At 43.1% G+C, this 25,667-nt stretch carries 25 protein-coding genes and 1 pseudogene; 14 read left to right on the top strand and 12 right to left on the bottom strand.

Annotation, left to right across the window (positions count from 1 at the left end):
• Nucleotides 1–3 precede the first annotated feature (3 nt).
• A complete protein-coding gene (locus tag F8C76_RS03915; protein WP_152130544.1) occupies nt 4–378 on the top strand; it encodes a DUF4258 domain-containing protein in 375 nt (124 codons plus the stop codon).
• Here F8C76_RS03915 and F8C76_RS03910 read toward each other — a convergent pair.
• Complete coding sequence (locus F8C76_RS03910) at nt 375–1,547, bottom strand: proline dehydrogenase family protein (protein WP_152130543.1); 1,173 nt, start codon at nt 1,545–1,547, stop codon at nt 375–377. The genes F8C76_RS03915 and F8C76_RS03910 overlap by 4 nt on opposite strands.
• Nucleotides 1,548–1,638: 91 nt before the next feature.
• On the opposite strand from F8C76_RS03910, the gene aroB reads away from it, so the two are divergent.
• The gene (gene aroB / locus F8C76_RS03905; RefSeq protein WP_152130542.1) at nt 1,639–2,694 is read left to right on the top strand and encodes a 3-dehydroquinate synthase; all 1,056 of its coding nucleotides are present in this window, start codon (nt 1,639–1,641) and stop codon (nt 2,692–2,694) included.
• 92 nt (nt 2,695–2,786) lie between these two features.
• The gene (locus F8C76_RS03900; RefSeq protein ID WP_152130541.1) at nt 2,787–3,119 is read left to right on the top strand and encodes a hypothetical protein; all 333 of its coding nucleotides are present in this window, start codon (nt 2,787–2,789) and stop codon (nt 3,117–3,119) included.
• Between the two features lie 9 nt (nt 3,120–3,128).
• Here the strand turns inward: F8C76_RS03900 and F8C76_RS03895 are convergent, their stop codons facing one another.
• The 3 genes from F8C76_RS03895 to F8C76_RS03885 form a co-directional block, all read right to left on the bottom strand.
• On the bottom strand, nt 3,129–3,644 hold the full coding sequence (locus F8C76_RS03895; RefSeq protein ID WP_152130540.1) for a DinB family protein: 516 nt from the start codon (nt 3,642–3,644) through the stop codon (nt 3,129–3,131).
• A 19-nt stretch (nt 3,645–3,663) separates the two neighbouring features.
• Nucleotides 3,664–4,143, bottom strand: a complete 480-nt coding sequence (locus F8C76_RS03890; protein ID WP_116218835.1) for an Lrp/AsnC family transcriptional regulator — start codon at nt 4,141–4,143, stop codon at nt 3,664–3,666.
• 100 nt (nt 4,144–4,243) lie between these two features.
• A complete protein-coding gene (locus F8C76_RS03885; protein WP_152130539.1) occupies nt 4,244–5,344 on the bottom strand; it encodes a M14 family metallopeptidase in 1,101 nt (366 codons plus the stop codon).
• A 281-nt stretch (nt 5,345–5,625) separates the two neighbouring features.
• Between F8C76_RS03885 and F8C76_RS03880 the strand changes: the two genes are divergently transcribed.
• Genes F8C76_RS03880 through F8C76_RS03870 form a run of 3 tightly spaced genes read left to right on the top strand, consistent with a single transcriptional unit; the run spans nt 5,626 to nt 7,243 of the window.
• On the top strand, nt 5,626–6,021 hold the full coding sequence (locus F8C76_RS03880; protein WP_152130538.1) for a helix-turn-helix domain-containing protein: 396 nt from the start codon (nt 5,626–5,628) through the stop codon (nt 6,019–6,021).
• Between the two features lie 32 nt (nt 6,022–6,053).
• Nucleotides 6,054–6,431, top strand: a complete 378-nt coding sequence (locus F8C76_RS03875) for a DNA topoisomerase IV (RefSeq protein WP_129654312.1) — start codon at nt 6,054–6,056, stop codon at nt 6,429–6,431.
• A 2-nt stretch (nt 6,432–6,433) separates the two neighbouring features.
• A complete protein-coding gene (locus F8C76_RS03870; protein ID WP_129654313.1) occupies nt 6,434–7,243 on the top strand; it encodes a TerC family protein in 810 nt (269 codons plus the stop codon).
• Between the two features lie 3 nt (nt 7,244–7,246).
• Here the strand turns inward: F8C76_RS03870 and F8C76_RS03865 are convergent, their stop codons facing one another.
• The 8 genes from F8C76_RS03865 to F8C76_RS03830 all read right to left on the bottom strand — a co-directional run bounded on the left by F8C76_RS03865 (nt 7,247) and on the right by F8C76_RS03830 (nt 19,845).
• A complete protein-coding gene (locus F8C76_RS03865; protein WP_152130537.1) occupies nt 7,247–8,203 on the bottom strand; it encodes a sterol desaturase family protein in 957 nt (318 codons plus the stop codon).
• A 68-nt stretch (nt 8,204–8,271) separates the two neighbouring features.
• A complete protein-coding gene (locus tag F8C76_RS03860; protein ID WP_152130536.1) occupies nt 8,272–10,887 on the bottom strand; it encodes a DNA gyrase/topoisomerase IV subunit A in 2,616 nt (871 codons plus the stop codon).
• Nucleotides 10,888–10,912: 25 nt separating this feature from the next.
• Entirely contained in the window at nt 10,913–12,772 is a 1,860-nt protein-coding gene (locus tag F8C76_RS03855) for a DNA topoisomerase IV subunit B (RefSeq protein WP_152130535.1), read from the bottom strand.
• A 199-nt stretch (nt 12,773–12,971) separates the two neighbouring features.
• Nucleotides 12,972–14,720: an IPT/TIG domain-containing protein gene (locus F8C76_RS03850; protein ID WP_152130534.1), complete on the bottom strand. Its 1,749-nt coding sequence runs from the start codon at nt 14,718–14,720 to the stop codon at nt 12,972–12,974.
• A 173-nt stretch (nt 14,721–14,893) separates the two neighbouring features.
• Nucleotides 14,894–16,399 (bottom strand): IPT/TIG domain-containing protein, encoded by a 1,506-nt coding sequence (locus F8C76_RS03845; RefSeq protein WP_152130533.1) that lies wholly within the window; start codon nt 16,397–16,399, stop codon nt 14,894–14,896.
• A 186-nt stretch (nt 16,400–16,585) separates the two neighbouring features.
• A complete protein-coding gene (locus F8C76_RS03840; protein ID WP_152130532.1) occupies nt 16,586–18,010 on the bottom strand; it encodes an IPT/TIG domain-containing protein in 1,425 nt (474 codons plus the stop codon).
• Nucleotides 18,011–18,162: 152 nt separating this feature from the next.
• Nucleotides 18,163–19,257 carry a redox-regulated ATPase YchF gene (gene ychF, locus F8C76_RS03835; protein ID WP_152130531.1) on the bottom strand — a complete coding sequence of 365 codons (1,095 nt, stop codon included), beginning with the start codon at nt 19,255–19,257 and terminating at the stop codon, nt 18,163–18,165.
• A 234-nt stretch (nt 19,258–19,491) separates the two neighbouring features.
• Entirely contained in the window at nt 19,492–19,845 is a 354-nt protein-coding gene (locus F8C76_RS03830; protein ID WP_129654322.1) for a 4Fe-4S dicluster domain-containing protein, read from the bottom strand.
• Between the two features lie 85 nt (nt 19,846–19,930).
• On the opposite strand from F8C76_RS03830, the gene F8C76_RS03825 reads away from it, so the two are divergent.
• From F8C76_RS03825 to F8C76_RS03790, 8 genes and pseudogenes are all read left to right on the top strand, one after another.
• The gene (locus F8C76_RS03825; protein ID WP_152130530.1) at nt 19,931–20,965 is read left to right on the top strand and encodes an acyl-CoA reductase; all 1,035 of its coding nucleotides are present in this window, start codon (nt 19,931–19,933) and stop codon (nt 20,963–20,965) included.
• A 69-nt stretch (nt 20,966–21,034) separates the two neighbouring features.
• A complete protein-coding gene (gene serC, locus F8C76_RS03820) occupies nt 21,035–22,099 on the top strand; it encodes a 3-phosphoserine/phosphohydroxythreonine transaminase (RefSeq protein WP_152130529.1) in 1,065 nt (354 codons plus the stop codon).
• A gap of 35 nt (nt 22,100–22,134) precedes the next feature.
• A pseudogene (locus tag F8C76_RS03815) lies at nt 22,135–22,469 on the top strand (four helix bundle protein).
• 25 nt (nt 22,470–22,494) lie between these two features.
• Nucleotides 22,495–23,448 (top strand): D-2-hydroxyacid dehydrogenase, encoded by a 954-nt coding sequence (locus tag F8C76_RS03810; protein WP_152130528.1) that lies wholly within the window; start codon nt 22,495–22,497, stop codon nt 23,446–23,448.
• A 76-nt stretch (nt 23,449–23,524) separates the two neighbouring features.
• On the top strand, nt 23,525–24,166 hold the full coding sequence (locus F8C76_RS03805) for a DUF937 domain-containing protein (protein WP_129654326.1): 642 nt from the start codon (nt 23,525–23,527) through the stop codon (nt 24,164–24,166).
• Between the two features lie 69 nt (nt 24,167–24,235).
• Nucleotides 24,236–24,694, top strand: coding sequence for a DUF6146 family protein (locus F8C76_RS03800; RefSeq protein ID WP_152130527.1), 459 nt, complete (start codon nt 24,236–24,238; stop codon nt 24,692–24,694).
• Between the two features lie 32 nt (nt 24,695–24,726).
• Entirely contained in the window at nt 24,727–25,242 is a 516-nt protein-coding gene (locus F8C76_RS03795) for a DUF6787 family protein (RefSeq protein ID WP_152130526.1), read from the top strand.
• A gap of 53 nt (nt 25,243–25,295) precedes the next feature.
• The gene (locus F8C76_RS03790) at nt 25,296–25,637 is read left to right on the top strand and encodes a hypothetical protein (RefSeq protein WP_152130525.1); all 342 of its coding nucleotides are present in this window, start codon (nt 25,296–25,298) and stop codon (nt 25,635–25,637) included.
• The last annotated feature ends 30 nt before the right edge of the window (nt 25,638–25,667 follow it).

The following is a 25,667-nucleotide window of genomic DNA, read 5'->3' as shown; positions in this document are numbered from 1 at the left end:
CGAATGGCTTTTTTACAGCGTTTGGGATGGTACCTGGTAGGGCTGTCCATTGGTATAGTTTTTTTGGTTTTCTTTTTAAAGAAAAAATCCGGGGAAGAAGGATTGGAATTTTGCTACTTCCCCAATTGTAGGGTGCTCAAGGACATGCGGTCCAAAGCCTTGGTCTTTGATGAAAATCTACCTGAACAGTTCAAGGATACGGTATTGATCACATCTTTTTTAACCGATGGTGATGTGGATTTTGGAAAAAGTGATACCGAAGCAGAACCTTGCAAGGTTTATATTATTTCCCATGAAGTAAATGGTGAGGACTACCAGATGCAAGCTGAAAATTGCTCGGAACAGGTAGTCATTAAAACTATGGAAAAAGCCCTTTAGGAATCCAGTTTTCTACGTTTTCGTTCTTTTTGCAACAAGGCCAGTTCCCTAGAGGTCTGTCCGGCCACTGAGGTGTTTTCCTCTGCCCTTCGTATCAAATAGGGCATTACATCCTTTACCGGACCATAAGGCACATATTTTACCACATTGTACCCCTCTTGGGCCAAATTGTAAGTAATATGGTCACTCATTCCAAACAGTTGCCCAAACCAAATATTGGTATTCGAAGGTTCCAATTGGTGTTGTTCCATTAAGTCTACCAGCATTAAGCAGCTTTTCTCATTATGGGTCCCGGCAAATAAAGTGATTCGGTCCAAATGCTGCATACCAAAAGTGATGGCGGCATCAAAGTTTTCGTCTGTTTCTTGTTTGGATTTACAAATGGGGCTTTCATAGCCTTTTTCGTGGGCCCTGTCATTTTCCTTTTCCATGTAAGCACCCCGAACCACTTTTGCCCCTACCTTGAAACCTTCTTCTTTGGCCAAGGCATTTAGTTTTTTCAAATAGTCCATTCGGTCCCAGCGGTACATCTGGAAAGTATTGTACACGATGGTACTTTCCTTATTGTATTTTCGCATCATGTCCAACGCTAGATCATCTGCGGCATCCTGCATCCAGCTTTCTTCGGCATCAATCAACAAAGCGACTCCCAAGGCATGAGCTTTTTTACAGACTTTTTCGTAGCGATCTACAATTCTACTCCATTCCGCGGTCTCCTTTTCATCTAATGGTTGTCCAGCACTCTTTTTCTCGTACAATTTAAAACGACCAAACCCTGTGGGTTTGAATACAGCAAAAGGCATAGCGTCTTTCTCCTTGACAAAATCCAGGATTTCCAAGGTCTTTTGTACGGCAAAATCAAACTGGTTGTCCACTTCCTTACCTTCGGCGGAATAATCCAGAATGGAGTGCACCCCTTTGCTGTACATATTATCGATCACGGACAGGCAGTCCTTTTCATTGACCCCTCCACAAAAATGGTCAAAAACGGTGGCCCTGATAAGTCCTTCTACCGGAAGATGTGCCTTGAGGGCAAAATTGGTCACTGCAGAGCCAATCCGAACCAAAGGTTCATTGGCAATCATTCTGAATAAAAAATAAGCCCTCTCCAGTTGGGAGTCCGATTTTAACTCGAAAGCTATTGCGGTATTCTCAAAATTCGGTCGCATTATTGGCAATCTTTTAAAGATCCAAATATAAGTCGCCAATCTAGAAGATTATCAATAAAAATAATCTTTATTTAGCGGTGTAATTTGAATTATGGAATCCATTAAATCACAATCGTACGAGGTTCATTTAGGAGAGCTTGCAGAAGCTGCTCTAAGACAGCATATTGCCAAGAAAAACTATTCCAAGGTATTTCTTTTGGTGGATGAAAACACCAAAATGCATTGTTTGCCTGTCTTTAAAAAGATACTGGACTACCCCATCGATTCCATTTTTGAAATTCAATCTGGAGAAGAAAACAAGCACATACAGACTTGTTTGGAGGTCTGGGAAAAATTGTCCAGTCATGATGGCGACCGAAAAAGTCTATTGATCAACTTGGGCGGTGGTGTAATTACCGATTTGGGAGGATTCGTTGCCTCAACCTTTAAAAGAGGAATCGACTTCATCAACATCCCCACTACCCTACTTTCTATGGTAGATGCTTCCATAGGTGGTAAAACGGGTGTTGATTTAGGCGCGTTGAAAAACCAGATTGGAGTGATCAATCAACCTCAAATGGTATTGGTGTTCACTGAGTTTTTAAAAACCTTGGATCCCCGACAAGTGGTCAGCGGCTACGCCGAAATGCTGAAACATGGACTTATTAAAGATGCGCCATACTGGGACGAGCTCAAGACGCAGGGCAATTTTACCGATGCCAAGAGCATACAGCGATCCATTGCCCTAAAGAATGATGTGGTCCTGCAGGATCCCACAGAACAAGGCCTTCGGAAAATCCTGAATTTTGGTCATACCTTGGGCCATGCCATAGAATCATATTGTTTGGAGAACCCCAACAAGAAAACCCTTCTTCATGGTGAGGCCATTGCGGCAGGAATGATATTGGAAGGTTACCTTTCCCACGAATTGAAAGGCCTGTCCAGACTGTCCGTTCAAGAAATCAAAGAGACATTCTCACAGCACTTTGAGCCCGTTGAACTGGATGATGACGATATCAAAGCCATCCTTAAGCTTCTCAAATACGACAAGAAGAACTCCCATGGCGATATCAATTTTGTGCTGCTCCAATCCATTGGCGATGCCGTTACCGATGTTAAAGTACCCGAGGAACTCTTTTATAAAGCGTTCGCTTACTACAAGGAATAATCGCTTCATATACTAAATAATTCCGTTCACAACTCTTTGGTTTTATGGGTTTTAAAAATTCATAGTTTAGGATAGCATTAAACCTATCCATTATGAAACGTATACTCATTGACTACAAAAAGCTGGACCACAAGGTGGCCGCTGTTTTGATTGATTCCTACCCTTATGGGTATGGCGATGACGACATTATTTCCTTGAAAAAACCAAACGGCGAGGTCATTGAAGCTGTAGAGGTAAAAACTGAGGACACCATATATCTGGTAAAAATCAGTAAGAGCCTTTCCAATTTCATTTCCAACTTTGAGGAAAACATTGAAAGGGAGTTGGGCAAGGAAGAAGTCTTGGAAACCGATGAGGGTTCCATTAACGAAGCTGATTTTGAACCGGATTCCGACGGGGATTACGAAAACGACAGCTTATACTAGACCTTTACGTTACAGATATCGCTCCCTGATAATTTTCAGGTGATGCGCCTGATGCCCGCTGATGATAAACCCGGTGGCCCTGACACTTAAAGGTGAGCCACTGGAAACGCCCGATCTTTGCAACGCTTCATCATCAAAGGAGTTAAACAGTAAAATAGTGGATTGTCGTACGGCCGCATACTCATCCCTTATATCCTCTATGGTTCGTTTTGAGGCTTTTGAGAGGGGCACATAATCGTCCTGATCAAAACCGGGCAATGGAGTTTTATCATTTCGGGCAAATCGCAAGGCTCGGTACTGAAAAACTCTTTCGGCATCAATGATGTGCACTAATACTTCCGCCAAGGTCCATTTCTCCTCGGCATAGGCATATCCAAGTTTTTCTTTGGGGATGTCATCCAACAAGGACAAAAACAGTTTTTTCCCATGGTTCAATTCTTCCATGAGACCCACATTGTCCAAAGCAAGGATATAGGTATGGTAAAAGGGATTGTATTCAGAAGAAGGTAACTCTGAACTTCGCATGGCCCAAATGTTAAACCGGTTATAGCTCGTTGAAGATGGTATGCATCAAACGTTTCTTATCGTTGATGCTTTCTTCCAACGAGATCATGGTCTCTGTTCTACTGATGCCGTCAATATCATCAATTTTAAAAATGATGTTCTTGGCGTGGGTGGTATCCTTGGCCCTGATCTTACAGAAAATATTGAATTTTCCTGTGGTAATATGGGCCACGGTCACATACGGAATCTGATTAAGACGCTCCAATACAAACTTGGTCTGGTGGGTCTTTTCAAGAAAAATCCCTACGTAGGCAATGAAGGAATATCCCAGCTTGACATAATCCAAAGTAAGGGAGGAACCTTTTATGATTCCGGATTCTTCCATTTTCTTAACCCTAACGTGTACCGTACCAGCAGATATCAAAAGCTTTTTGGCAATATCGGTAAAGGGTGTACGTGTATTATCGATCAGCATATCCAATATCTGATGGTCGATTTCGTCTAGTTTTACTTTGGTCATTATATTGAATTTTTCAGCAAAATTAGTTAAATAAAGAAATTAACGTAATAAAAATGGTTCTTTTTTAAATAAAATGCAAGAAGCAAAGAAAGTTCCTTGTCTATTTCCCAACATTTTTGATAAAATCCAAGATTTCATCGCGTCCAGACAGTAGCTCCAAATCCTTTTGATTTAAACAGTTAAAGGTCTCATGGCCATAGAATCCATCTAGTTTGCCCATATCTCCCAACTCCGGTGTGAACAAAATCCTGTTTCCATCCAAGACCTCCTTGAAACGTATCCCAAGCGAAATTCCTGGGGCCAAATCTGGATTCAAAACCTGCGGGTTATGTACCAAAATGTCATAGAATAGTTTCCCATTCTCCGGAATATTGAAATAATCCGATGTGGGATAACTAGCTATTTCCCCTTTTGAAATAGTGGTCAAGGCTTTTATCAAGGCATGGAAAATATACTCTCGCGTGTTTTCCCGCATATAATCCTTTGGGGAATGCCCTGCCTCAAATAATATAGTTGGCACATTGAGCATTTGAAAGGTGTCCCCAACACAATTGGCATTGAAGCCATCATCATATCGTCCTACTTGTTGGGGAATCATTTTCTGCAAGGTTTCATTCATGGCCACAATCAATTTCATGGCCACCTCCCTACTTGGTGTAACCTCTCTCTCTGCATTGCTGGCAGGGGATAAAAAAGATACCGTGGCCACGTTTGCTGATTGCCCCGCGGAAAACAGTGTGCGCTGGTCATGCAGGTTAAAGCAGTAATCAGGCTTGAATTTTTCGAACAAATCCCTCAGCGCTTGGCTTTCGGGCTGGGTGAGTTCTTGCGCGTCCCGGTTCAGGTCCACTTCATTCGCGTTGACCCTTGTATAAGCTTTAGCGCCATCAGGGTTCAACATTGGCACAATCATTAAGGTGCAGGTCTCTAAAATGGCCAACCCCTCGCTGGACTCCAAATAATTTACCATGTCCCAAACCGCCTTGGTGGTGGTGGACTCGTTTCCATGCATTTGTGACCACATCAAGATTCGAGTTTCCCCTTTCCCCAATGTGAATGCGTATAATGGTTCTCCCTGCACAGACTTGCCCAAAATCTTTAAAGAGGCTGCTGGTCTTTTTTTAAGGCAGGTCTCCAACGTCTCTAAAGTAATGTATCGGTTTTGTACGCTACGCTCTCTATATAGGGAGTGATCAGTCATAGTTGCATTATAAATGAGTCGCAAAAATAACCCACACAAAGTTTACAAATGTGAATTAATCGACACTATTTTAGATACATTTGTGAATGGATGTAGCAGATACTTTTGATGTTTGAATACAATTGTAATTTGAATTTTCACAATTACAATTAATTTATTCAAAAACAGTAGTTTATGGTTAACCATTTAATTCTTTTCTTTTGATTTTAAAATCCGGTTTATAAAATATCCTTTCCAGTTCCTATGATTTTCACTAGCTTTAAAATAACAAATTTACAATTGTGAATAAAGATGTAATTCCGCGAATACAAACCATCATGGACCACTATGGTCTAACGGTTTCTGCCTTTGCGGACGAAATTGGCGTGCAGCGTTCCAGTGTTTCCCATTTGTTGAATGGACGAAACAAACCCAGTCTGGATTTTGTAATGAAGTTGGTGGACACCTACCCCGAAGTAAACCTGTACTGGTTATTGAAAGGGGTCGGGGAATTTCCGTCATCTATAAAAGAAGGGGAAATCAAAAAAGAGATTGCTGTTCCGGGAAAAACGAAATCTGATCAAGCCGAAACAGAATTCAACTCCATTGCGCAGGACAAAGACACCCTCCAACCCATAAAAGTGATTGTTTTTTATGCCGATGGCACTTTTGAGTCCTTTCAAGCAAAAAAGGATTGACCCGCTTTAGTTCTTTCCGTTACTTTGTAACTATGGTAAACTATTTCTTCTCAGGAGTGCTCATTTTACTTTTTTGGGCATGTGGGCAGCCGCCCCAACGCAATTGCACAGACTTTAAAACAGGTGAATTCACATTCACCACCGTGATTGACGGAGAGGAAAAGAAAACCACGTTCCATAGGACATTGGACACCGAAGTGGATTTTTATGACGGAAAAAGGGATACTTCGTCCGTTCGCTGGATCAATGATTGCGAGTACATCCTGAAAAACAAGAACCCGAAGAGCAAAGCAGAGGAAAAATCAATCCATATTAAAATATTGACAACTTCCGATTCTTCGTATACCTTTGAGTATAACGCTGTTGGGGATAAACGAAGATTTAGAGGAACCGCCCACAAAATAAACTGACCATGTTTGAAATTTTTACCAGCCCGGATGCCTGGATGGCATTGATTACCTTGACCTTTTTGGAAATTGTCCTGGGAATCGACAATATTATCTTCATTTCCATTGCTGCTGGCAAATTGGAAAAGAAAGACCGAAAAAAGGCCACCAATATCGGTCTGGTATTGGCCATGGTCATGAGAATTATATTACTGTTCGGAATTACATGGCTCACCAAGATGAAAAAACCCTTCATGCTTTTGGATGAATCCTGGATTACCGGTGGAATAAGCTGGCAGGCCGTTATTCTCTTTTCTGGTGGATTGTTCTTGCTGTACAAGAGCACCAAGGAGATCCATGAGAAAGTTGAAGATCGTGGGCACGATGAGCGCGAAGTGGAAAAGTCGCGGTCGTCTTCTTTGATGAACGCCATTGTTCAGATAACCGTAATCAATATTGTATTTTCATTTGATTCCATATTAACGGCAATAGGGATGACCAACGGCATTTCTCCCAACCCAACCGATGCCTTGATTCTTATGATCACAGCGGTGGTCATTTCTGTGGTAATCATGATGCTGTTTGCCAGTCCGGTAGGGGAATTTGTCAACCGGCACCCATCTATACAGGTGTTAGGGCTATCTTTCTTGATTCTTATTGGGTTCATGCTGATAGCTGAAGCGGCCCATTTATCCCACCTCGTGGTATTTGGAAATGAGGTAGGTGCCATACCCAAAGGGTATTTGTACTTCGCGATTGCCTTCTCCTTAATGGTGGAGTTTTTGAACCTCAGGATGCAGAAAAACAAGAATCCTGAAGCAGAAGCTGTTGAGTAAAGGTTAATTTGGGCGTTGATACGCCAACTCAGGATGCACTTCCTTATGTTCCTCGAACAACTTTTGCTGCTGTTTTACGGTAAGGGTGCTTCCATCATGGCTCCAACCAGGAGGGCCAAAAATGTACATCAGTTTGTGGGATAGCTTGTCCACTTTCTTTACATCGTTCCAAATGTCCTTGAATTCATGGGTAAGTATCACAACCGGGTTAAAGGAGTTTGGGGAATGTATTACACCGTATTTTACATCGATGTCATCATCCAATTCCTTCCACGTCCCAAAAACCTTATCAAAAATATTTAGGAAGCCTCCATGGTTTTTGTCCAGATACTCCACGTTTTGCGCATGGTGTACTTGGTGCATGGTGTGGGTGTTGAGGAATTTCTCCAAAAAGCCCAGTTTGGGAATGTACACAGAGTGTAACTGAAACTGCCATAACGCTTCAATGCCCAAACAAACCACGACCATCTCGGGTGGAAACCCTATGGCAGGCATCCACATGTAGAACAAGGGTTTGTACAAAATGGTAAACCAGCCATTGCGAACAGCCGTACCCAAATTAAAATTATCGGAAGAATGGTGAACAATATGTGCTGCCCACAAAATACGGATTTCATGATTGGCCCTGTGAAACCAGTAATAGGTAAAGTCATCCGCCAATTGGCAGAGTATCCAAACATACCATGCATATCCAAAAGACTCGTAACCCAAAATATTTTGTCTTGTGCCATTTTCCATGGGATTGAAGAACTCATACGTGGCATTAAAAAGAACAATGGCAAAAACCACTTTGAAAAATGGCCCCAAGATTGCGGAACCAATTCCCATAAAACCGCTTGCAGCTAAATCTTTCCAGTTATAAAGATGGTCGTCCCCATGGGTCTTACTATATGTAAGTTCGAATAAAATGAAGGCAATAAAAACTGGTACGCCGTAAACCAGCGGGTTGGTAAAATCCATAAAATGTATTAGCTATGAGGTTAGGAGTGCATATTACTGTTCAGGTGAGAATATAGGTAGAATATAAATCAAAACAAAGAAGTTTGGTCAGAACTGTCTTTTTTAGTCTCGGTATCGGTCTCATCGGTATCCACGCTTTCCTCGTCCACCACTTCCATATCTTCTGCTTTGGGTTCCTCGGGCTCCTCAAAAACCAGAGGTTCCAAAAGATTGATGTTCTTGACCTTTTCTGCGGTGAGCTGGTTCCCGATGGCCTTGATGCCCTTTACGGAAATGAAATCCTCCACATTCACTTCAAGATTGGGTTTGGGGTCTTTGCCGCGTGGCTTCACAAATTCAACCTCCATCATGGGTCTCCAATCCGTTGTGGCCAGTTCCATAAAGGATTTTGGGTGTTCGGAAATCACCACTTCTTCCTTATTTGGATTCTCAACCAGAAAACGCTTGAGGTAATAGCGCTCTTTTTCGCCTTCATAATGTACCACGGAAATGGGTTTCTTTGGATTCCATTTCTCCAATACGATCATATCTTCATTAAAGTGGGTGGATAAATCGGGTTGAATGGTCCGCACCGTTCCTTTTTGGTCTATCACCAATAATAGGTCGTCCCCCCTGAAATCGCCCAGCAGTTCACCCCTGCCATCCACATTGAGTCGACTTACCACTTCATCGAACCAAATCTTTCTGGGTTTTAGGGTGGAAACTCCCTTCTCCTTCAGTTCAATACGCTTAACGCTGTATTTGGTGACCAAATTTCCTTTGGATGCTCGACCTTTGATGAGAACATCGGCAAAATCCAAGTCCCATTTGAGTTTCTTGATACTGCCCGATTGCCGCAACAATACGGTGATCACCTCGGCCTCCCCATTGGGATTGGCAGAAAAGTAAAGTACTTCTGCGGAGGCTTTATCGCCGGACAGCGGGTAAATCTTGTCACGCGTAATACTGGTTACATTGAATCGTTTGATATAGCTGGCCCCGCCTTTGCCATCCTTGTAGATCATATTATAGGTGGTGCGCTTGTCTTTTTTCTTGAATACCGCAACGTGGATAATGTTCTTACCCACAAAAACCTTAGAGTCTACCTTGGTGACCATCATCTCCCCTTTTTGGGTGAAAACGATGATGTCATCAATGTCGCTGCAATCCGTAACATATTCGTCGCGCTTCAGCGATGTCCCAATAAAACCTTCCTCTCTGTTTACGTAGAGTTTGGTATTGCGGATCACCACTTTGGTAGCCTCAATATCATCAAACACTTTAATTTCAGATTGTCGCTCACGACCGCTGCCATATTTCTTCTTAAGCTCCTTGAAATAGTCTATGGCATACTCCACCAAATGTTCCAAATGGTGCTTTGTTTGGGCTATACGCTCATCCAGACTATCAATAAGTTGTTGGGCTTTTTCCAAATCAAACTTGGAAATACGTTTGATACGAATCTCGGTCAACCGAACAATGTCCTCTTCGGTCACTTCCCTTTTCAGGTTCGTGGTGAAAGGTTTCAACCCTTTATCGATAGCGGCAATCACGCCTTCCCAGGTTTCTTCCTCTTCAATATCCCGATAGATTCGGTTTTCAATAAAAATACGCTCCAAGGAAGCAAAGTGCCACTGTTCCTCCAGTTCTCCCAATTGAATTTCCAGCTCGGACTTCAACAATTCCACGGTATTCTCGGTGGAACGCTCCAGCATTTCCTTGACCCCTATAAATAAAGGCTTGTTGTCTTCAATGATACAGCCCAAAGGAGATATGGATGATTCGCAAGCAGTAAATGCATAAAGTGCATCAATGGTCTTATCTGGAGAAATACCGTTGGGTAAATGCACCAAAATTTCCACTTCGGCGGCGGTGTTGTCCTCTATTTTCTTGATCTTGATTTTCCCTTTGTCATTGGCCTTCAAAATGGAATCAATTAAAGAGGAGGTGTTGGTGCCGTACGGTATTTCGGTGATGACCAAGGTGTTCTTGTCCAGTGCCGAAATTTTGGCCCTTACCCTAACCTTTCCGCCACGCAGGCCTTCGTTGTAATTGGCCACATCTATGATTCCACCTGTGGGAAAATCTGGATACAGGGTGAAACGCTGTCCTTTTAAATGTTTTATGGAGGCGTCTATAAGCTCGTTAAAGTTGTGGGGCAATATTTTTGTGGAAAGTCCCACGGCGATTCCTTCCGCCCCTTGGGCCAATAACAACGGAAACTTGACTGGCAAGTGCACTGGTTCCTTCTTTCGGCCATCATAGGACAATTGCCATTCCGTGATTTTAGGGCTATAGATTACCTCAAGGGCAAACTTGGAAAGCCTGGCCTCTATATATCGTGATGCCGCCGCACCATCACCGGTCAAGATATTTCCCCAGTTTCCTTGGGTGTCAATGAGGAGATCTTTTTGGCCAATTTGAACCATGGCATCCGCGATACTGGCATCACCGTGGGGGTGGTACTGCATGGTATGTCCTACCACATTGGCCACTTTGTTATAACGGCCGTCGTCCAATTCCTTGAGGGAATGCATAATCCTGCGCTGTACCGGTTTGAAACCGTCTTCAATAGCGGGAACAGCACGCTCCAGAATTACGTACGAAGCATAATCCAAGAACCAATCCTTGTACATTCCGGTTACCTTGACCAGACTGTCTTGGCTTTCTAAACCTTCCTCATTCAGTTCTTCGTTCTCTTCCATCTAGAAGGATGTGTATTTATTTGGTTTATAGTTGGTTTTCTTCTATCAAGTCGAGTTCGACTTTAAGGTTATTTATAATAAATTCTTGACGGTCCGGGGTGTTTTTCCCCATGTAAAACTGCAAAAGATTGTCTATGCTCATGGTCTTGTCCAACATCACAGGTTCCAATCGTATATCATCCCCAATAAAATGCTTGAACTCATCTGGGGAGATTTCACCTAATCCCTTAAATCGGGTAATTTCTGGCTTCCCGCTCAATTTTTCAATGGCATTTCGTCTCTCCTCCTCGCTATAGCAATAAATGGTCTCTTTTTTATTCCGAACCCTAAAAAGTGGGGTTTGCAGGATATACAAATGATTTTCCTTGATCAGTTCCGGAAAGAATTGCAGGAAAAAGGTAATCAGCAGCAACCGGATGTGCATCCCATCCACATCGGCATCCGTAGCGATGACAATATTGTTATACCGCAAATCTTCCATGGATTCCTCAATGTTCAATGCGGCTTGGAGTAGATTGAACTCCTCATTTTCATATACGATCTTTTTGGACATGCCATAAGAGTTCAGCGGCTTTCCTCGAAGACTGAAAACGGCTTGGGTATTAACATCCCTGGACTTGGTAATGGAACCTGAAGCTGAATCCCCCTCGGTGATAAAAAGGGTGCTCTCCAATCTCCTGTCTTTTTTCATGTCTTGGAGGTGTACACGGCAATCCCTAAGTTTTTTGTTGTGCAGGCTGGCCTTTTTGGCGCGTTCCCTTGCCAGTTTTCGGATACCCGAAAGTTCCTTGCGCTCCTTCTCTGCCTGAACAATCTTACGTTGTAGGGCTTCAGCGGTTTGCGGATTTTTGTGCAAGTAATTGTCCAACTGTGTTCCCAGAAAATCGTTGATGTAGGTACGCACGGTGGGCAAGTCTCCTCCCATATCCGTAGAGCCTAATTTGGTCTTGGTCTGGCTCTCGAAAACGGGCTCCATTACTTTAATGGAAATCGCTGAAATGATTGATTTCCTCACATCTGAGGCATCGTAATTCTTTCCGTAAAAATCGCGGATGGTCTTGACCACGGCTTCCCGGAACGCTGCTTGGTGCGTCCCCCCCTGAGTGGTGTGCTGCCCATTAACGAAGGAGTGATATTCCTCACTGTACTGGGTCCTGCTATGCGTCATGGCCACCTCAATATCATCACCTTTTAGATGAATAATGGGATATAGAAAATCTTCCTCGTTGTTATTGTCCTCCAACAGGTCCTTCAATCCGTTTTCCGAATGGTACTTTTCCCCATTAAAGACAATGGTGAGCCCAGGATTTAGGTATACGTAGTTTTTGAGCATGCGTTCCACATACTCATTACGGTATTTGTATTTTTTAAATATGGATTCGTCCGGAACAAAACTCACCTTGGTTCCCCTACGTCGTGAACTTTCTTCCAAAAGCTCCTCATTGGTGAGGTTGCCTGCCTCGAATTCTGCGGATTTGGATTGGCCGTCCCGGTTGGACTCTACCCTAAAATAAGCGGACAGCGCATTTACCGCCTTAGTCCCTACCCCATTTAATCCCACGGATTTTTTAAAGGCACGGGTATCGTACTTACCGCCCGTGTTCATTTTGGAGACCACATCCACTACTTTCCCCAAGGGAATGCCACGGCCATAATCCCTAACATGCACGGTATTCTCCTTGATGTTGATCTCGATGGTTTTCCCAGCCCCCATGACAAACTCATCAATACAGTTGTCGATCACCTCTTTGAGGAGGATGTAAATACCATCGTCCGCAGATGAACCATCGCCCAACTTACCAATGTACATCCCGGGTCGCATACGAATATGCTCTTTCCAATCCAGTGAACGGATATTGTCTTCTGTATACTGGGTTTCTGTCATGTGTAAAGGGGTTAATCCTTGCTAATATAAAATTTAGGGACAAAAATAAAAGAAAGTGTCGCAGAAAGTAATCAACAAGGGATGTTGATAGGCTTATATGTCGATTGTGAATTAAAAAACGCCCATTAAAAATGGGCGCTTCAATAGTAAGAAATTATAATATTTACGCCAGTGTGCTTTTTTTTGGCAGGCTTATTGTTTAGTTACCTAGATCTAGCTCCCAGAAATCACTCAATTCATCCGATTCAACCCCGGTTCCCACATAAGCTTTACCATTCAATACAAAAGCTACTGCTCCTGAACGCGCTGTTCCAGGGAAAGTGGCCAACTCTGTCCAAATATCGTTTGCGGGGTCATATTCCCAAATATCTTTTAAATCATTATAATTAAGATCTTGCCCAAAACCTACATAAATTTTATTGCCAACTGCAAATGCAATGCCGTTAGCCCTGGCGACAGCTTCGCCATTGCCAACATCTGCCATCTGAGACCAAGTGCCATTGTTGTACTCCCAGAAATCACTTAGGGTCGTAGTTTCGTTTAAACCAAACCCTGTGCCTACATATCCTTTTCCATTAAGGCCAACTCCAACAGCGTTGTAACGAACTGGTCCCTGAGCACCCCCTACATTGGTTTTTTGCGTCCAATTGCCATTGTCATACTCCCAAAAATCATTAAGCTCTATGCCTCCTTCTCCATAACCGGTCCCCATATAGCCCTTATCACCAATATTGAAGGCAGCAGCTACAGATCGTGTTGTACTTGCAAAACTATTGTTCGCTGTCCATTGGTCCGCAACCGCGTTATATTCCCACATTTCAGAATGCAGCGTACCCGCTCCTATAAGTGTTCCTTGAGTAACGAAAGCTGTGCTCCCGATTACAAAGCTTGAACATCCAATATGGCCATCACCTGGCAATACTGCGTTTTTTTGAGTCCATTGATTGGATACAGGATCATAAGACCATAAATCTTTGTTGGGAGTTATTGTACCATCTGTCCCCAATCCCACGTAAGGAACCCCATCCAATACAAAAGCAACTGCGCTTCGTCTTTTTCCACCTCCAAAATCTGCAACTTTGGTCCATTTGCCATGGAAAACAGTAAAATCTTCAAAGTGATTTAAAGTACCACAATCGTATGATATTGCTAATCCATTGGTTCTGGCACCATAGGGCACTTTTACTACAATTTCAGATGTGCTTTCACTTACTATTTCAGCTTCCAAAAGCTGGCTATTCTTATTTCTAAATTTTATTATATTCCCTTGGTCCTTAAACCTACCATTAAGTGTTACTTCACTTCCCCACTCCCCTTCTTTTGGACTAAATTCGTCTATAGAAGGAATAATGAATATTTCCAACTGGCTGTCGCTAAAGCCAGATTGGCCGTTTACCCTTACTTCCACTTCTCCAGTAGTGGCGCCTACAGGGACTTCAAAGGTAATGCTCGTAGCACTATGGGATTGAATTGCAGCCTGAACCTCACCTATGAATACCATTGCCTGTTCAGCGTCCGAACCAAAATTCGAACCATTTATCGTAACATAGCCTTTTTCACAAATAGTGGTCACATCCAATCCATTAACCACTGGGGCGGCTTGTGCCGTTATTACTTCAAAATCCGTTGCACTAGTGGCCGAATTGCTACCTACGGAAACTTTAATTTTTCCCGTTGTGGCCCCAGTGGGGACATCTACCTTGATAACTGTTGAAGTGGATTCCTTTACTTCGGCTGTGGTTCCATTAAAGGTTACAACATTTTCTGTTTCTGTGGTGCTGAAGTCCTTACCATTGATGGTCACTTCTGTTCCCACGGTTCCGGATGTGGGTGAAAAACCATCGATTTCCACAGCTTTGGGCTCATCAGTTGGCCCATCGTCCTTGCCGCAAAAAGTGTTCAGGGACAGGACCAAAATGGAAAGCCCTAGTAGTATCGCTCTTTTCATAATCAAAATTTATTGGGTTAATAATTTATATCAAACCTAAAATCGATACTCTGGAACAAAAAAAGGGCCATCAATTTATCGATGGCCCATATGAATTGACGGATACTGGTTTTGGGTTGACGCTAGTTATAACAAGGATGCTGTTGTCATAAAAAGGTCGTTCGTCCAACGGATTATTGCGGTGCAATATTGGCAGGGTCAAACAAGTATATATCTTGTTGCTCATCCAAATCGCCGCCTGCATCTCCCAGGCCTACATAAGCCTTGCCGTCCAACACAAAAGCTGTGGCCAAATACCTGGGTACGGATGGAAAATCTTCTATTTGAGTCCAAACATCGGTACCGGGGTCATACTCATAGAAGTCTTGGAGCATTAGGTAATTTTCAACGTTTCTTCCCAATCCTATATACCCCTTGCCATTAATTGAAAAACCAACAGGGCCAACTCTGGAATGTGCTGACTCTGGGAGACTTGCAATCGGGGTCCAATCAACGCCGTCAAATTTATAAAAATCAGCACTTGACGATAAGGGGCCAACCCCCCCTGCTCCCACATAGGCGTGGTCATCTATAATAAAAGAGGCCATATTGTAAATTCCTTCTGGCTGGGGATAGGGTGTCTTTTCGGTCCAAGTGCCTTCTTGGGAGTCATATTCCCAAACATCTGCCATAAAAGTGTTCTCGCTACTTATTCCACCTACAACGTATCCTTTGCCCTGTAGGGTAAAGTCAATGGCCCTATAACGTACGCTCCCTGAAAAATTTGGAAGGTTTGTCCATTCATTGGTCGCTACGTCATAAGAACGAAACTCGTTGGTCCAAAGACCCAATCCTCCTTCCAGACCATCCAAGACATAGACCTTACCATCCAAAACAAACTCTGCTGGATCTGTGTTGCCCTTACCTGGATAAGCACTTTCGGTATTCGACCAACTGTCGCCGTTTTGATCATAGGACCAAATATCGTAAAAGTTTCCATCCCCTATTCCCATTCCAACATAGGCATTTCCATCAACAACACAGGAAAATGCATTTCTTCGAGGACTGCCAGAAAAGTCATTCAATGTACGCCAGACCGGTAATTGAAAGTATTCCGCGGTTTCCGTGGTATGATCTGCTACCGTTACAGATATCAGATTGGTGTTGGCTCCAGATGGCACCTTTACGGTAAGTTTGGAGGTCGTTGCATCCGTCACTTCGGCCTGTACGTCCCCAAACTTTACTGTATTTTCGGAGAGTACGGCACTAAAATTGGAACCATCTATGAATACAATAGTACCAAAATCACCTTCCTTGGGTTGAAAATCATCAATGGATAATGAACCGGGAAAAATCAACACCTCAAAATTTGTGGCACTCGTGGCGGAGCTGCTGCCAACAGTAACAGTAATTTTACCTGTAACTGCATTTGTAGGCACCTGTACAACGAGCTTAGTTGGACTAGCTTCAACAACCGGGGCTTTAAATGAGCCGAAAGTTACATTGTTTTCTTCTTTTGTAGAACTGAAGTTCTTACCATTGATGGTCACTTCGGTGCCCACGGTTCCGGATGTGGGGGAAAAACTAGCAATTTCAACTTCTTGAGGTTCTGGATCAGGAGTTGGCCCATCGTCCTTGCCGCAGGAAAGAATTAGGCATATACTCATTATGGGAAGGCCCATCAATATTGCTTTTTTCATATCAAAATTTTTAAAGATTTAATGGATTAGACCTTTAAAATCGATACTCTGGAACAAAAAAAGACCCATCAATATATTGATGGGCCATATGAGTTGACGGATGTACGTTTTGAATTGACGGAAGCTTTGTCATATACTAAAAACCGGCCATCATGGTGGCCGGTTAAACTTGGAATTTAAAATGGGTCAATCTTGAACAATAATATCAAAATGCACCACTTTATTATCACCATCACCTGTAATTGAATTTACTTTAATAACCCCTTTTTCTCCAGATGCATTCTGAAATTTATACAACATGTTTTCTTCAATTGAAACGCCTTGATGCCAATATTCCGTAACGTAGGCCGCGCCCACATCGTAAGAGGTTATTTCATTAAAGTTTGAGGCCGGGCCATTGAAAATAAGCCAAGTTTTGGCGGCATTATCCCCCAATGGATTATTTAAACCGTAGTTGGCACGTTCGTCCGGTGAAATTAGATTAGGATAGGTTTCACTTGTGCCAAACGTAATATCAACCAGTTGTTGTTCACTGTCGGTAAGTCCTCCAGGATTGGAATAAACTGCATTGGCCGAAGAATTATAGTAACTTCCATATTCCATGTTTCCTTGGCTACCTAGTTTAACATTGGCAATAATGCTAAAGGTGGGGTACTTTCCTCCATAACCCCCTTGACCTTGTTCCGCTACGGTATAGGAAAAGCTAGCGGTGGCATAATCAATATCCGCCTCGCCCTTTAAACTGAAGATGATTTCCACTTCGTTTCCGATCGCTTCCTCTACCTCTGGTAAAAGTTGAATATTATTAAGTGTTACATAACCATGATAGAATGTAATATCTCCTAGCAGTGCAGGCTCACCTCCGTTAATGATTTTGTGCACCAAAAATTCACTTATGCCTGAAGGAACATCAGCGTTAAAAAATAGCGATATTTCTTCGCCAATCTCAAAAGCTGGTTCCTCAACATAACCTGCATCAGGGGTCATGGTCATGGATGAGGGGACATACACTGTGAAATCATCTGCAGTGGTCACTGTTGGGGCACCCATGGTAACAATGCTTAAAGAACCTGTGGTGGCTCCCTCCGGTACTTTAAGTGTAATTTGGCCATTGACCACATTTGTTGGTATAGCATCAGCATCGCCAAACGTAACGGTAATCGCATTGGCCTGTGTGCTGAAATTTTCTCCATAAATAATCACTTCGGTACCCGGTACACCAAATTTAGGTTCGAAATTTGTAACTGTGGGAGGGCCACTGGACACCAACACCTCAAAATTTGTGGTACTCGTGGCGGAGCTGCTGCCAACAGTAACAGTAATTTTACCTGTAACTGCATTTGTAGGCACCTGTACAACGAGCTTAGTTGGACTAGCTTCAACAACCGGGGCTTTAAATGAGCCGAAAGTTACATTGTTTTCTTCTTTTGCAGAACTGAAGTTCTTACCATTGATGGTCACTTCGGTGCCCACGGTTCCGGATGTGGGGGAAAAACTAGTAATTTCAACTTCTTGAGGTTCTGGATCAGGAGTTGGCCCATCGTCCTTGCCGCAGGAAAGAATTAGGCATATACTCATTATGGGAAGGCCCATCAATATTGCTTTTTTCATATCAAAATTTTTAAAGATTTAATGGATTAGACCTTTAAAATCGATACTCTGAAACAAAAAAAGACCCATCAATGTACTGATGGGTCCTATGAATTGACGGATGCTGGTTTTGAGTTGACGGAAATTTTACCCTCTCAAGATTTTTTCAATAGTTACACGTTGAAGCGGAAATGCATCACATCGCCATCCTTAACGATGTATTCCTTGCCTTCCACCCGCATACGGCCAGCCTCCTTGACCTTGGCCTCACTACCGTGCTTTACGTAGTCGTCATAGGCAATGACCTCGGCACGGATAAATCCTTTTTCAAAATCGGTATGGATCACACCCGCTGCCTGGGGTGCCGTAGCTCCCACAGGGATGGTCCATGCACGGACTTCCTTGACCCCAGCGGTAAAATAGGTCTCCAAATCCAACAAACGGTAGGCGCCACGGATGAGTTTGGCAGAACCTGGTTCAGAAAGACCCAAATCTTCCAAGAACATCTGACGCTCCTCGTAGGTTTCCAATTCGGTGATATCGGCCTCGGTACCCACGGCCAAAAAGATGACCTCGGCATTTTCCTGGGCCACGGCTTCCCTAACTTTTTCCACATAGGCGTTTCCGGTAGCTGCGGCTTCTTCCCCTACGTTACAGACATACATTACAGGCTTGTCCGTGATCAATTGGAGCGGTTTTACATATTCCTGTCTATCTTCATCGCTGAGTTGAATGGCCCGTACCGATGTGCCGGATTCCAAACCTGTTTTCAAGGCAGAAAGAACAGCTTCTTCCTTCTGGGCCTCTTTGTTTCCGGTTTTGGCGGCACGTTTTACCTTGTCCAATTTTTTCTCCACGCTCTCCAAATCTTTCAATTGGAGTTCCATATCGATGGTCTCCTTGTCCCGGATAGGGTCTACGGAACCATCTACGTGTACAATATTATCATTGTCAAAACAGCGTAAGACATGAAGAATGGCATCTGTTTCACGGATATTGCCCAAAAATTGGTTGCCGAGCCCTTCACCTTTGCTCGCACCTTTTACCAAACCGGCTATGTCCACAATTTCCACGGTGGCGGGAATTACGCGTTCAGGATTCACCAATTCCTCCAATTTTTCCAAGCGGGTATCGGGTACGTTTACCACCCCAATATTGGGTTCAATGGTGCAGAAGGGAAAGTTGGCACTTTGCGCCTTGGCATTGGACAAACAGTTAAAGAGGGTGGATTTTCCCACATTGGGCAATCCTACGATACCGGCTTTCATCTATTCAGGTGTATTTTAAGGCTGCAAATATAAGTTGAAGTTTTGTTTTGAACGTTTTAAAACCCTTTTATCAGGAAATAAAAGCCCATGGCAAAAAGACCGATTATTCCAAAAATGGCCACAAGTGACAAAATACACCCGGCCTGCTTCCAAAAACCATTATATGTTTTTTCTTTTTCCTGCATAAAAAAACCCCGAAATAAATTCGGGGCTAAATTACGTGTTTTTTATGGGTTACCCGTTGGGGTGCATAAACTTCTGTTTACCCAAAAGCTCTTCTTCGCTTTCCACGTGATCTTCGTCCGGCACACAGCAATCCACAGGACAAACCGCCGCACATTGGGGTTCTTCATGGAAGCCCATGCACTCGGTACACTTATCGGGTGCTATATAATAGATTTCGTCACTCACGGGTTCCTGGACCTCCTCGGCATTCACGGCCTTTCCGTTGGGAAGGACCACATCGCCCTCCAAGGAAGTACCGTCACCATATCGCCATTCGTCGGCTCCTTCGTATATTGCTGTATTGGGGCATTCTGGCTCGCAGGCCCCGCAGTTAATGCATTCGTCTGTTATAATTATCGCCATAATTTTCTTTTTCCGTGGTGCTGATTCATTTCAGCATGCGTATTTTTGGCAAAAATAAACCCTACCAAATTAGTATACAAATATAATGAGGGCACATCTCCCAATATTGAAAGCTTTTGTTAAACTTGGAAGTTACCTTGCCGATTTTTGTGAAAATGACAATGGTTCATCGGCTTCATTTGAAGAGGCCCTGACCAAGGCTGAACAGCAAAATGGGTGGTTTACCCGGGACAACATCATCGTTGCGCTAAAACAATGGAGCGAATTGTTGACCGAAGAAACCCTATCCCAATGGCTTTCCAAGTATGAGCTTACGGTTGATAACGCTCCAAAGACCATCGGTATTGTCATGGCCGGTAATATTCCCTTGGTGGGATTCCATGATTTTTTATGTGTGCTGCTCTCTGGGAACAAGGTGTTGGCCAAGCTTTCCTCCAATGATAAGGTATTGCTCCCCTTTATTTCCGATTTTTTGATGAAAGAGGAGCCCTTATTGACTGAACGGATTGAATTTACCGAAGGTAAACTGGAAAATTTCGATGCGGTCATTGCCACGGGAAGCAACAATACCGGGCGCTATTTTGAACATTACTTTGGAAAAAGACCGAACATCATCCGAAAGAACAGAAGTTCGGTGGCCATCCTAAGCGGGAATGAATCCCAAGCTGAGCTGGAAGCCTTGGGTGAGGATATTTTCAGGTATTACGGGTTGGGTTGTAGGAATGTAGCCAAGCTTTTTGTGCCCAAAGGATATGATTTTGATACATTTTACAAGGCCATGTTTACTTTTCAGGAGGTTATCCATCATCATAAATATGCCAATAACTACGACTACAACAAGGCAGTGTACCTGATGAGCGATTTCAAGATTCTGGACAATGGTTTTTTGGTACTCAAGGAAGACGAGGGATTCTCTTCCCCTATCGCGGCATTATTTTATTCCCATTACGATTCGTTGGAAGAACTACGTGAACAGTTGTTGGGACAAGAAGAGCAAATCCAATGTATCGTGTCTGCAGAGAGCCAATCTAATGATGTTGCTTTCGGGGAGACCCAAAAACCCAAACTGGATGATTACGCAGATGGTGTGGACACTATGGAATTTTTACTTCAACTATAGAAAAACCGTTTACCGAAACCGTTTTTAGATCCAAGTTTTTTTTAGACCTTTACCCTTTAAATTAAGGGAATGAAAAAACACAATTTTAGCGCAGGACCTTGCATTTTACCCAAAGAGGTCATGCAAAAGGCTTCCGAAGCCGTAGTGGAACTGGACGGCATTGGTCTATCACTTATAGAAATCTCTCACCGCAGTAGGGAATTTGTGGCCATTATGGAAAAGGCCCGTTCGTTGGCCCTTGAACTTTTAGGCTTGGAAGGAAAGGGATATCAAGCCCTATTCTTACAAGGAGGGGCCAGTATGCAGTTTTTGATGGCGGCCTATAACCTTTTGGACAAAAAGGCGGGCTACGTCAACACAGGGACCTGGAGCCAGAAAGCCATCAAGGAGGCCAAATTGTTCGGGGATATTGTGGAAGTGGCCTCCTCACAGGCGGAAAATTTCAACCATATCCCAAAGGGATACCATATCCCTTCAGATTTGGATTACCTGCACCTTACCTCCAACAATACCATTTTCGGGACCCAGATCAAGGAATTCCCCAAAACGGATGTGCCTTTGGTCTGTGATATGAGCTCCGATATTTTTTCCCGCCAGCTCGATTTTTCAAAATTCGATTTGATTTATGCCGGGGCGCAAAAGAATATGGGCCCTGCTGGAGCCACTTTGGTAGTGGTCAAAGAAGATATTTTAGGCAAGGTTTCCCGAAAAATCCCGTCCATGTTGGATTATGCCGTGCATGTATCAAAAGAGAGTATGTTCAACACACCTCCTGTATTTGCGGTATACGTATCCATGCTTACCATGCAGTGGTTAAAGGATTTGGGAGGGATAGCTGCCATTGAGGAAATCAATGAGCGAAAGGCCAGTCTTATTTATTCCGAAATAGAATTGAATCCGGTATTTTCTGGTTTTGCAGCCAAGGAAGACCGTTCTACCATGAACGCCACCTTCAACATAACAGATGATGGATTAAAAGAGCTTTTCGATACTATGTGCAAGGAAGCAGGGATCAGTGGAATCAATGGGCACCGGTCCGTTGGAGGGTATCGAGCATCCATGTACAATGCACTTCCGTTGGAAAGTGTAGGGGTTTTGGTCGACATTATGAGCGAATTGGAGAAAAAAGGATAGATTAGTGTTGAGTTTTTAGTTCTAAATCGTAAATATTGATCGAAGAAAGAAGTTTTGAATTTTCGTTGCGCATCATCAAGTTGGTTAAAAATTTGAAGGAAAACAACGAGTATGTCTTCGCCTATCAATTATTGCGTTCATCCACCAGCATTGGAGCCAATGTAGCCGAAGCAGGTGTAGGTCAATTCAAAAAAGATTTCATTTCTAAAATGCCATAGCTTCAAAAGAAGCACGTGAATCCAGATATTGGTTACGATTGATTCATAAAGCCAATTTATCTGACCTTGATTTGAAAGAGTATTTGGAAGAAATAGAGCAAATCATCAAAATTTTGACCAAAATTGTCAAAACCAGCCAAGAAACTATTTAAAACTTAAGACTTAGAATTTAAGCCTATGAATATTGTACTGGCCAATGATGGCTTGGCCCAATCGGGAATAGATGTACTTCAAAAAGAAGGTTTTGAAGTGGTCACCACCCGAGTGGCCCAAGAACAGTTGGCAAATTTCATCAACGCCAATTCCATATCGGTCCTTTTAGTGCGAAGTGCCACTGAGGTAAGAAAAAAAACCATCGACGCTTGCCCTGGTCTCAAATTAATCGGCCGGGGCGGTGTGGGTATGGACAATATCGATGTGGACTATGCCCAATCCAAAGGTATCCATGTGATCAATACACCCGAAGCCTCTTCAGAATCAGTGGCCGAACTGGTCTTTGCCCACATGCTCAGCGGAGCACGTTTCTTGCATGATTCCAATCGGAATATGCCCTTGGAGGGGGACAGTCAGTTTAAACAGCTCAAAAAAAGTTATGCTTCCGGAATGGAACTGCGTGGAAAGACCATGGGTATAATCGGTTTGGGCAGGATAGGACAGGCCACTGCAAAAATGGCGATTGCTTTGGGCATGAAAGTGCTGTACCATGATCATCATACCAAAAAAATAAGCTTGGAGCTCTCTTTTTATGACGGACGGACAGTGAAATTCAATGTAGCCGATAGCCCACTTGAGGAGGTTTTAAAGAATTCTGATTTTGTCAGCATCCATGTACCGTCACAAAATGGGTATGTCATCGGGAAAAAAGAATTGGCCCAGATGAAACCCACGGCAGGAATCATCAATGCATCACGTGGTGGAGTTTTGGACGAAGTGGCCCTAGTGGAAGCCTTGGATTCCGATAAATTGGCCTTTGCGGGATTGGATGTATATGAATCCGAACCCCAGCCTGAAATCAAAATATTGATGCATCCCAAAATATCACTTTCCCCACATATTGGGGCATCAACCCAAGAAGCACAGCAACGCATTGGTCTGGAATTGGCGCAACAGATTATCAAATTGCTAAAATAACTGGTTTTTTAACCCCTATGTGGGTTCAAAACCTAGTTTTTCACTACATTGTCTTTCTAACCTTAACACAAATACAATGTCAGGATTATTGGATTTACTAAATAGCCCCATGGGCCAACAATTGATTAGCGGGGTGGCCGGACAAACCGGGCAATCCGAGAATAAGACGGCCGACGTTTTAAGTATGGCCATGCCCTTATTGATGGGTGCCATGAAAAAGAATACCTCTACCCCTGGGGGAGCCCAAGGACTTATGAATGCGCTGTCTTCCAAACATGATGGTAGCATTTTGGATGATATGGGTGGTTTCTTCGGAGGAGGAGTGGACCAAAATGTAATGGACGATGGAGCTGGAATCTTAGGGCATATCTTAGGGACAAAACAGCCCCAAGTGGAAAATGCCTTGAGCAGCAAATCGGGTCTGGATGCCGGGACCATCTCCCAAATCCTTAAAATTGCGGCCCCTATCCTATTGGGTTATTTGGGGAAACAAACACGTCAGCAAAATGTAAGCAGCCCTGATGGACTGAACGGTCTTTTGGGGGGACTTATGGGCGGCGGTAGAAGTGCCTCCAAACAACAATCCCTTATTGAGACTTTTCTTGACTCGGATGGCGATGGTAGCGTTATAGACGACTTGGCCGGAATGGTATTGAACAGTGGCGGACAGAAAAAAAGCGGCCTTGGCGGAATGCTGGGCGGACTTTTTGGAAAATAGTCTTTCTACTTAACGATATTTAACAAAGCCGTTTGAATTTTCAAATGGCTTTTTTTGTATCTTAAAGCTATGAAAAAGAGAATTTTATCCTTATTGGTGGCCTTTATGGCCACTTTTGGCCTATTGGTGTCCTGTTCTGCACAAAAAGAGGCCTTGGACATTTCCGACGAAGAGCAGGCTGTTTTCAATTCACAGGAAGAAAAGGAAGTAGAAATCAAAGATGAGGAAAGTGAGTATGAAATCATTATCATTGAACCTGGATTCTATACTTGGTTACTGAGTATCGCCCGACCCGAAGGGTACTACTCCCAATCTTTTCTGGAAAACAGGAATCAACTTCTTGTAATGGAATGGAACAGACGTGTGGTACAGCCCGGAAACTTCAATCCAAACCTGTATATGTTCCAAATCGATTATGATTCCAATATTGATTATGGCTATGAGGTGAATTATAAGCTCTATAATTATTTTGTTTATTTCCAAAGGAAGTACAAACAGCGCCTTGGCCCCTTTCTTCCAAGGATTTAAAACCGTATTTTTGCATCGGAACACTCTTGCCGATGAAAAAAATAAAGGACCGCTGGGAAATTCATAAAAACTGGCAACTTTTCTTTCCCTTTCTGGGATTCTCCTTGGTGCTCCTTACCGCCTATTGGATTTCCAGACGTTTGTTGCACACTTTCGGGCTTAACAATACACTAGTGGAATGGGTTTTTACTTTAGGATCCACTATAGGATTATCTCTGATTTTGATTCGATTTTTTCTGTGGTGCTTTAAAAAATTGGAGCATAAGTGGAAGGTATCCCATAAATGGGAAATGATAGCCATTTTCATTGTCTTCGCCATAACCGGAAGCCTCTCCGGAAAGCTTGCCGGCCCTTTGGTTGAATGGATAGGACTTGGAGAAAACAATACCCATGGAGCTATATATTGGACCGCGCGAATTCTTTTGATATTTCCCATATACCAATGCATATTGGTCTTTGTTGGATGGCTGTTCGGACAATTCAAATTCTTCTGGGAATTTGAAAAGAAAATGTTGAAACGCATGGGGTTAGGATTTCTCCTTCCATAGTTTTATAGTTTTGTTAACACAGAAAAAGTATTTGGATAGGTTACTTTGCCAAGATGACCTCATTGCTTCCTAAACGCATCATTGCTGTAGTTTCCTTTGTACTGGCCTTGGGGATACTTACCCCATCCGCAGTAAAGCTATCGCATGCGCTCTTTGGACACTCCAAGGAAAAACGTTGCATTGCTGAGGGCACAAAGCACATCCATGAGGCGGATATCCATTGTGAGTTTCATGATTTCACGCTGGTTTCCAAAGTATTTGTGGCATCTTCCTATGAATACGTTTGTCTGGAAATACCGATTATTGGGCATCAGCACAATTTTCACAACTCCTTTTTTAAACCTTACCAAAAGGAATATTTGGCCTTACGAGGTCCCCCTACTGTTTCGTTATAGTTTTCCTTTCCATTCAACACATTCAATAAC

Origin of the sequence: Flagellimonas olearia (assembly GCF_009184425.1) — a bacterium.
GTDB classification, from domain to species: Bacteria; Bacteroidota; Bacteroidia; order Flavobacteriales; family Flavobacteriaceae; genus Flagellimonas; species Flagellimonas olearia.
The sequence above is the reverse complement of the archived record's forward strand: the minus strand, read 5'-3'. Positions and strand labels throughout refer to the sequence as shown.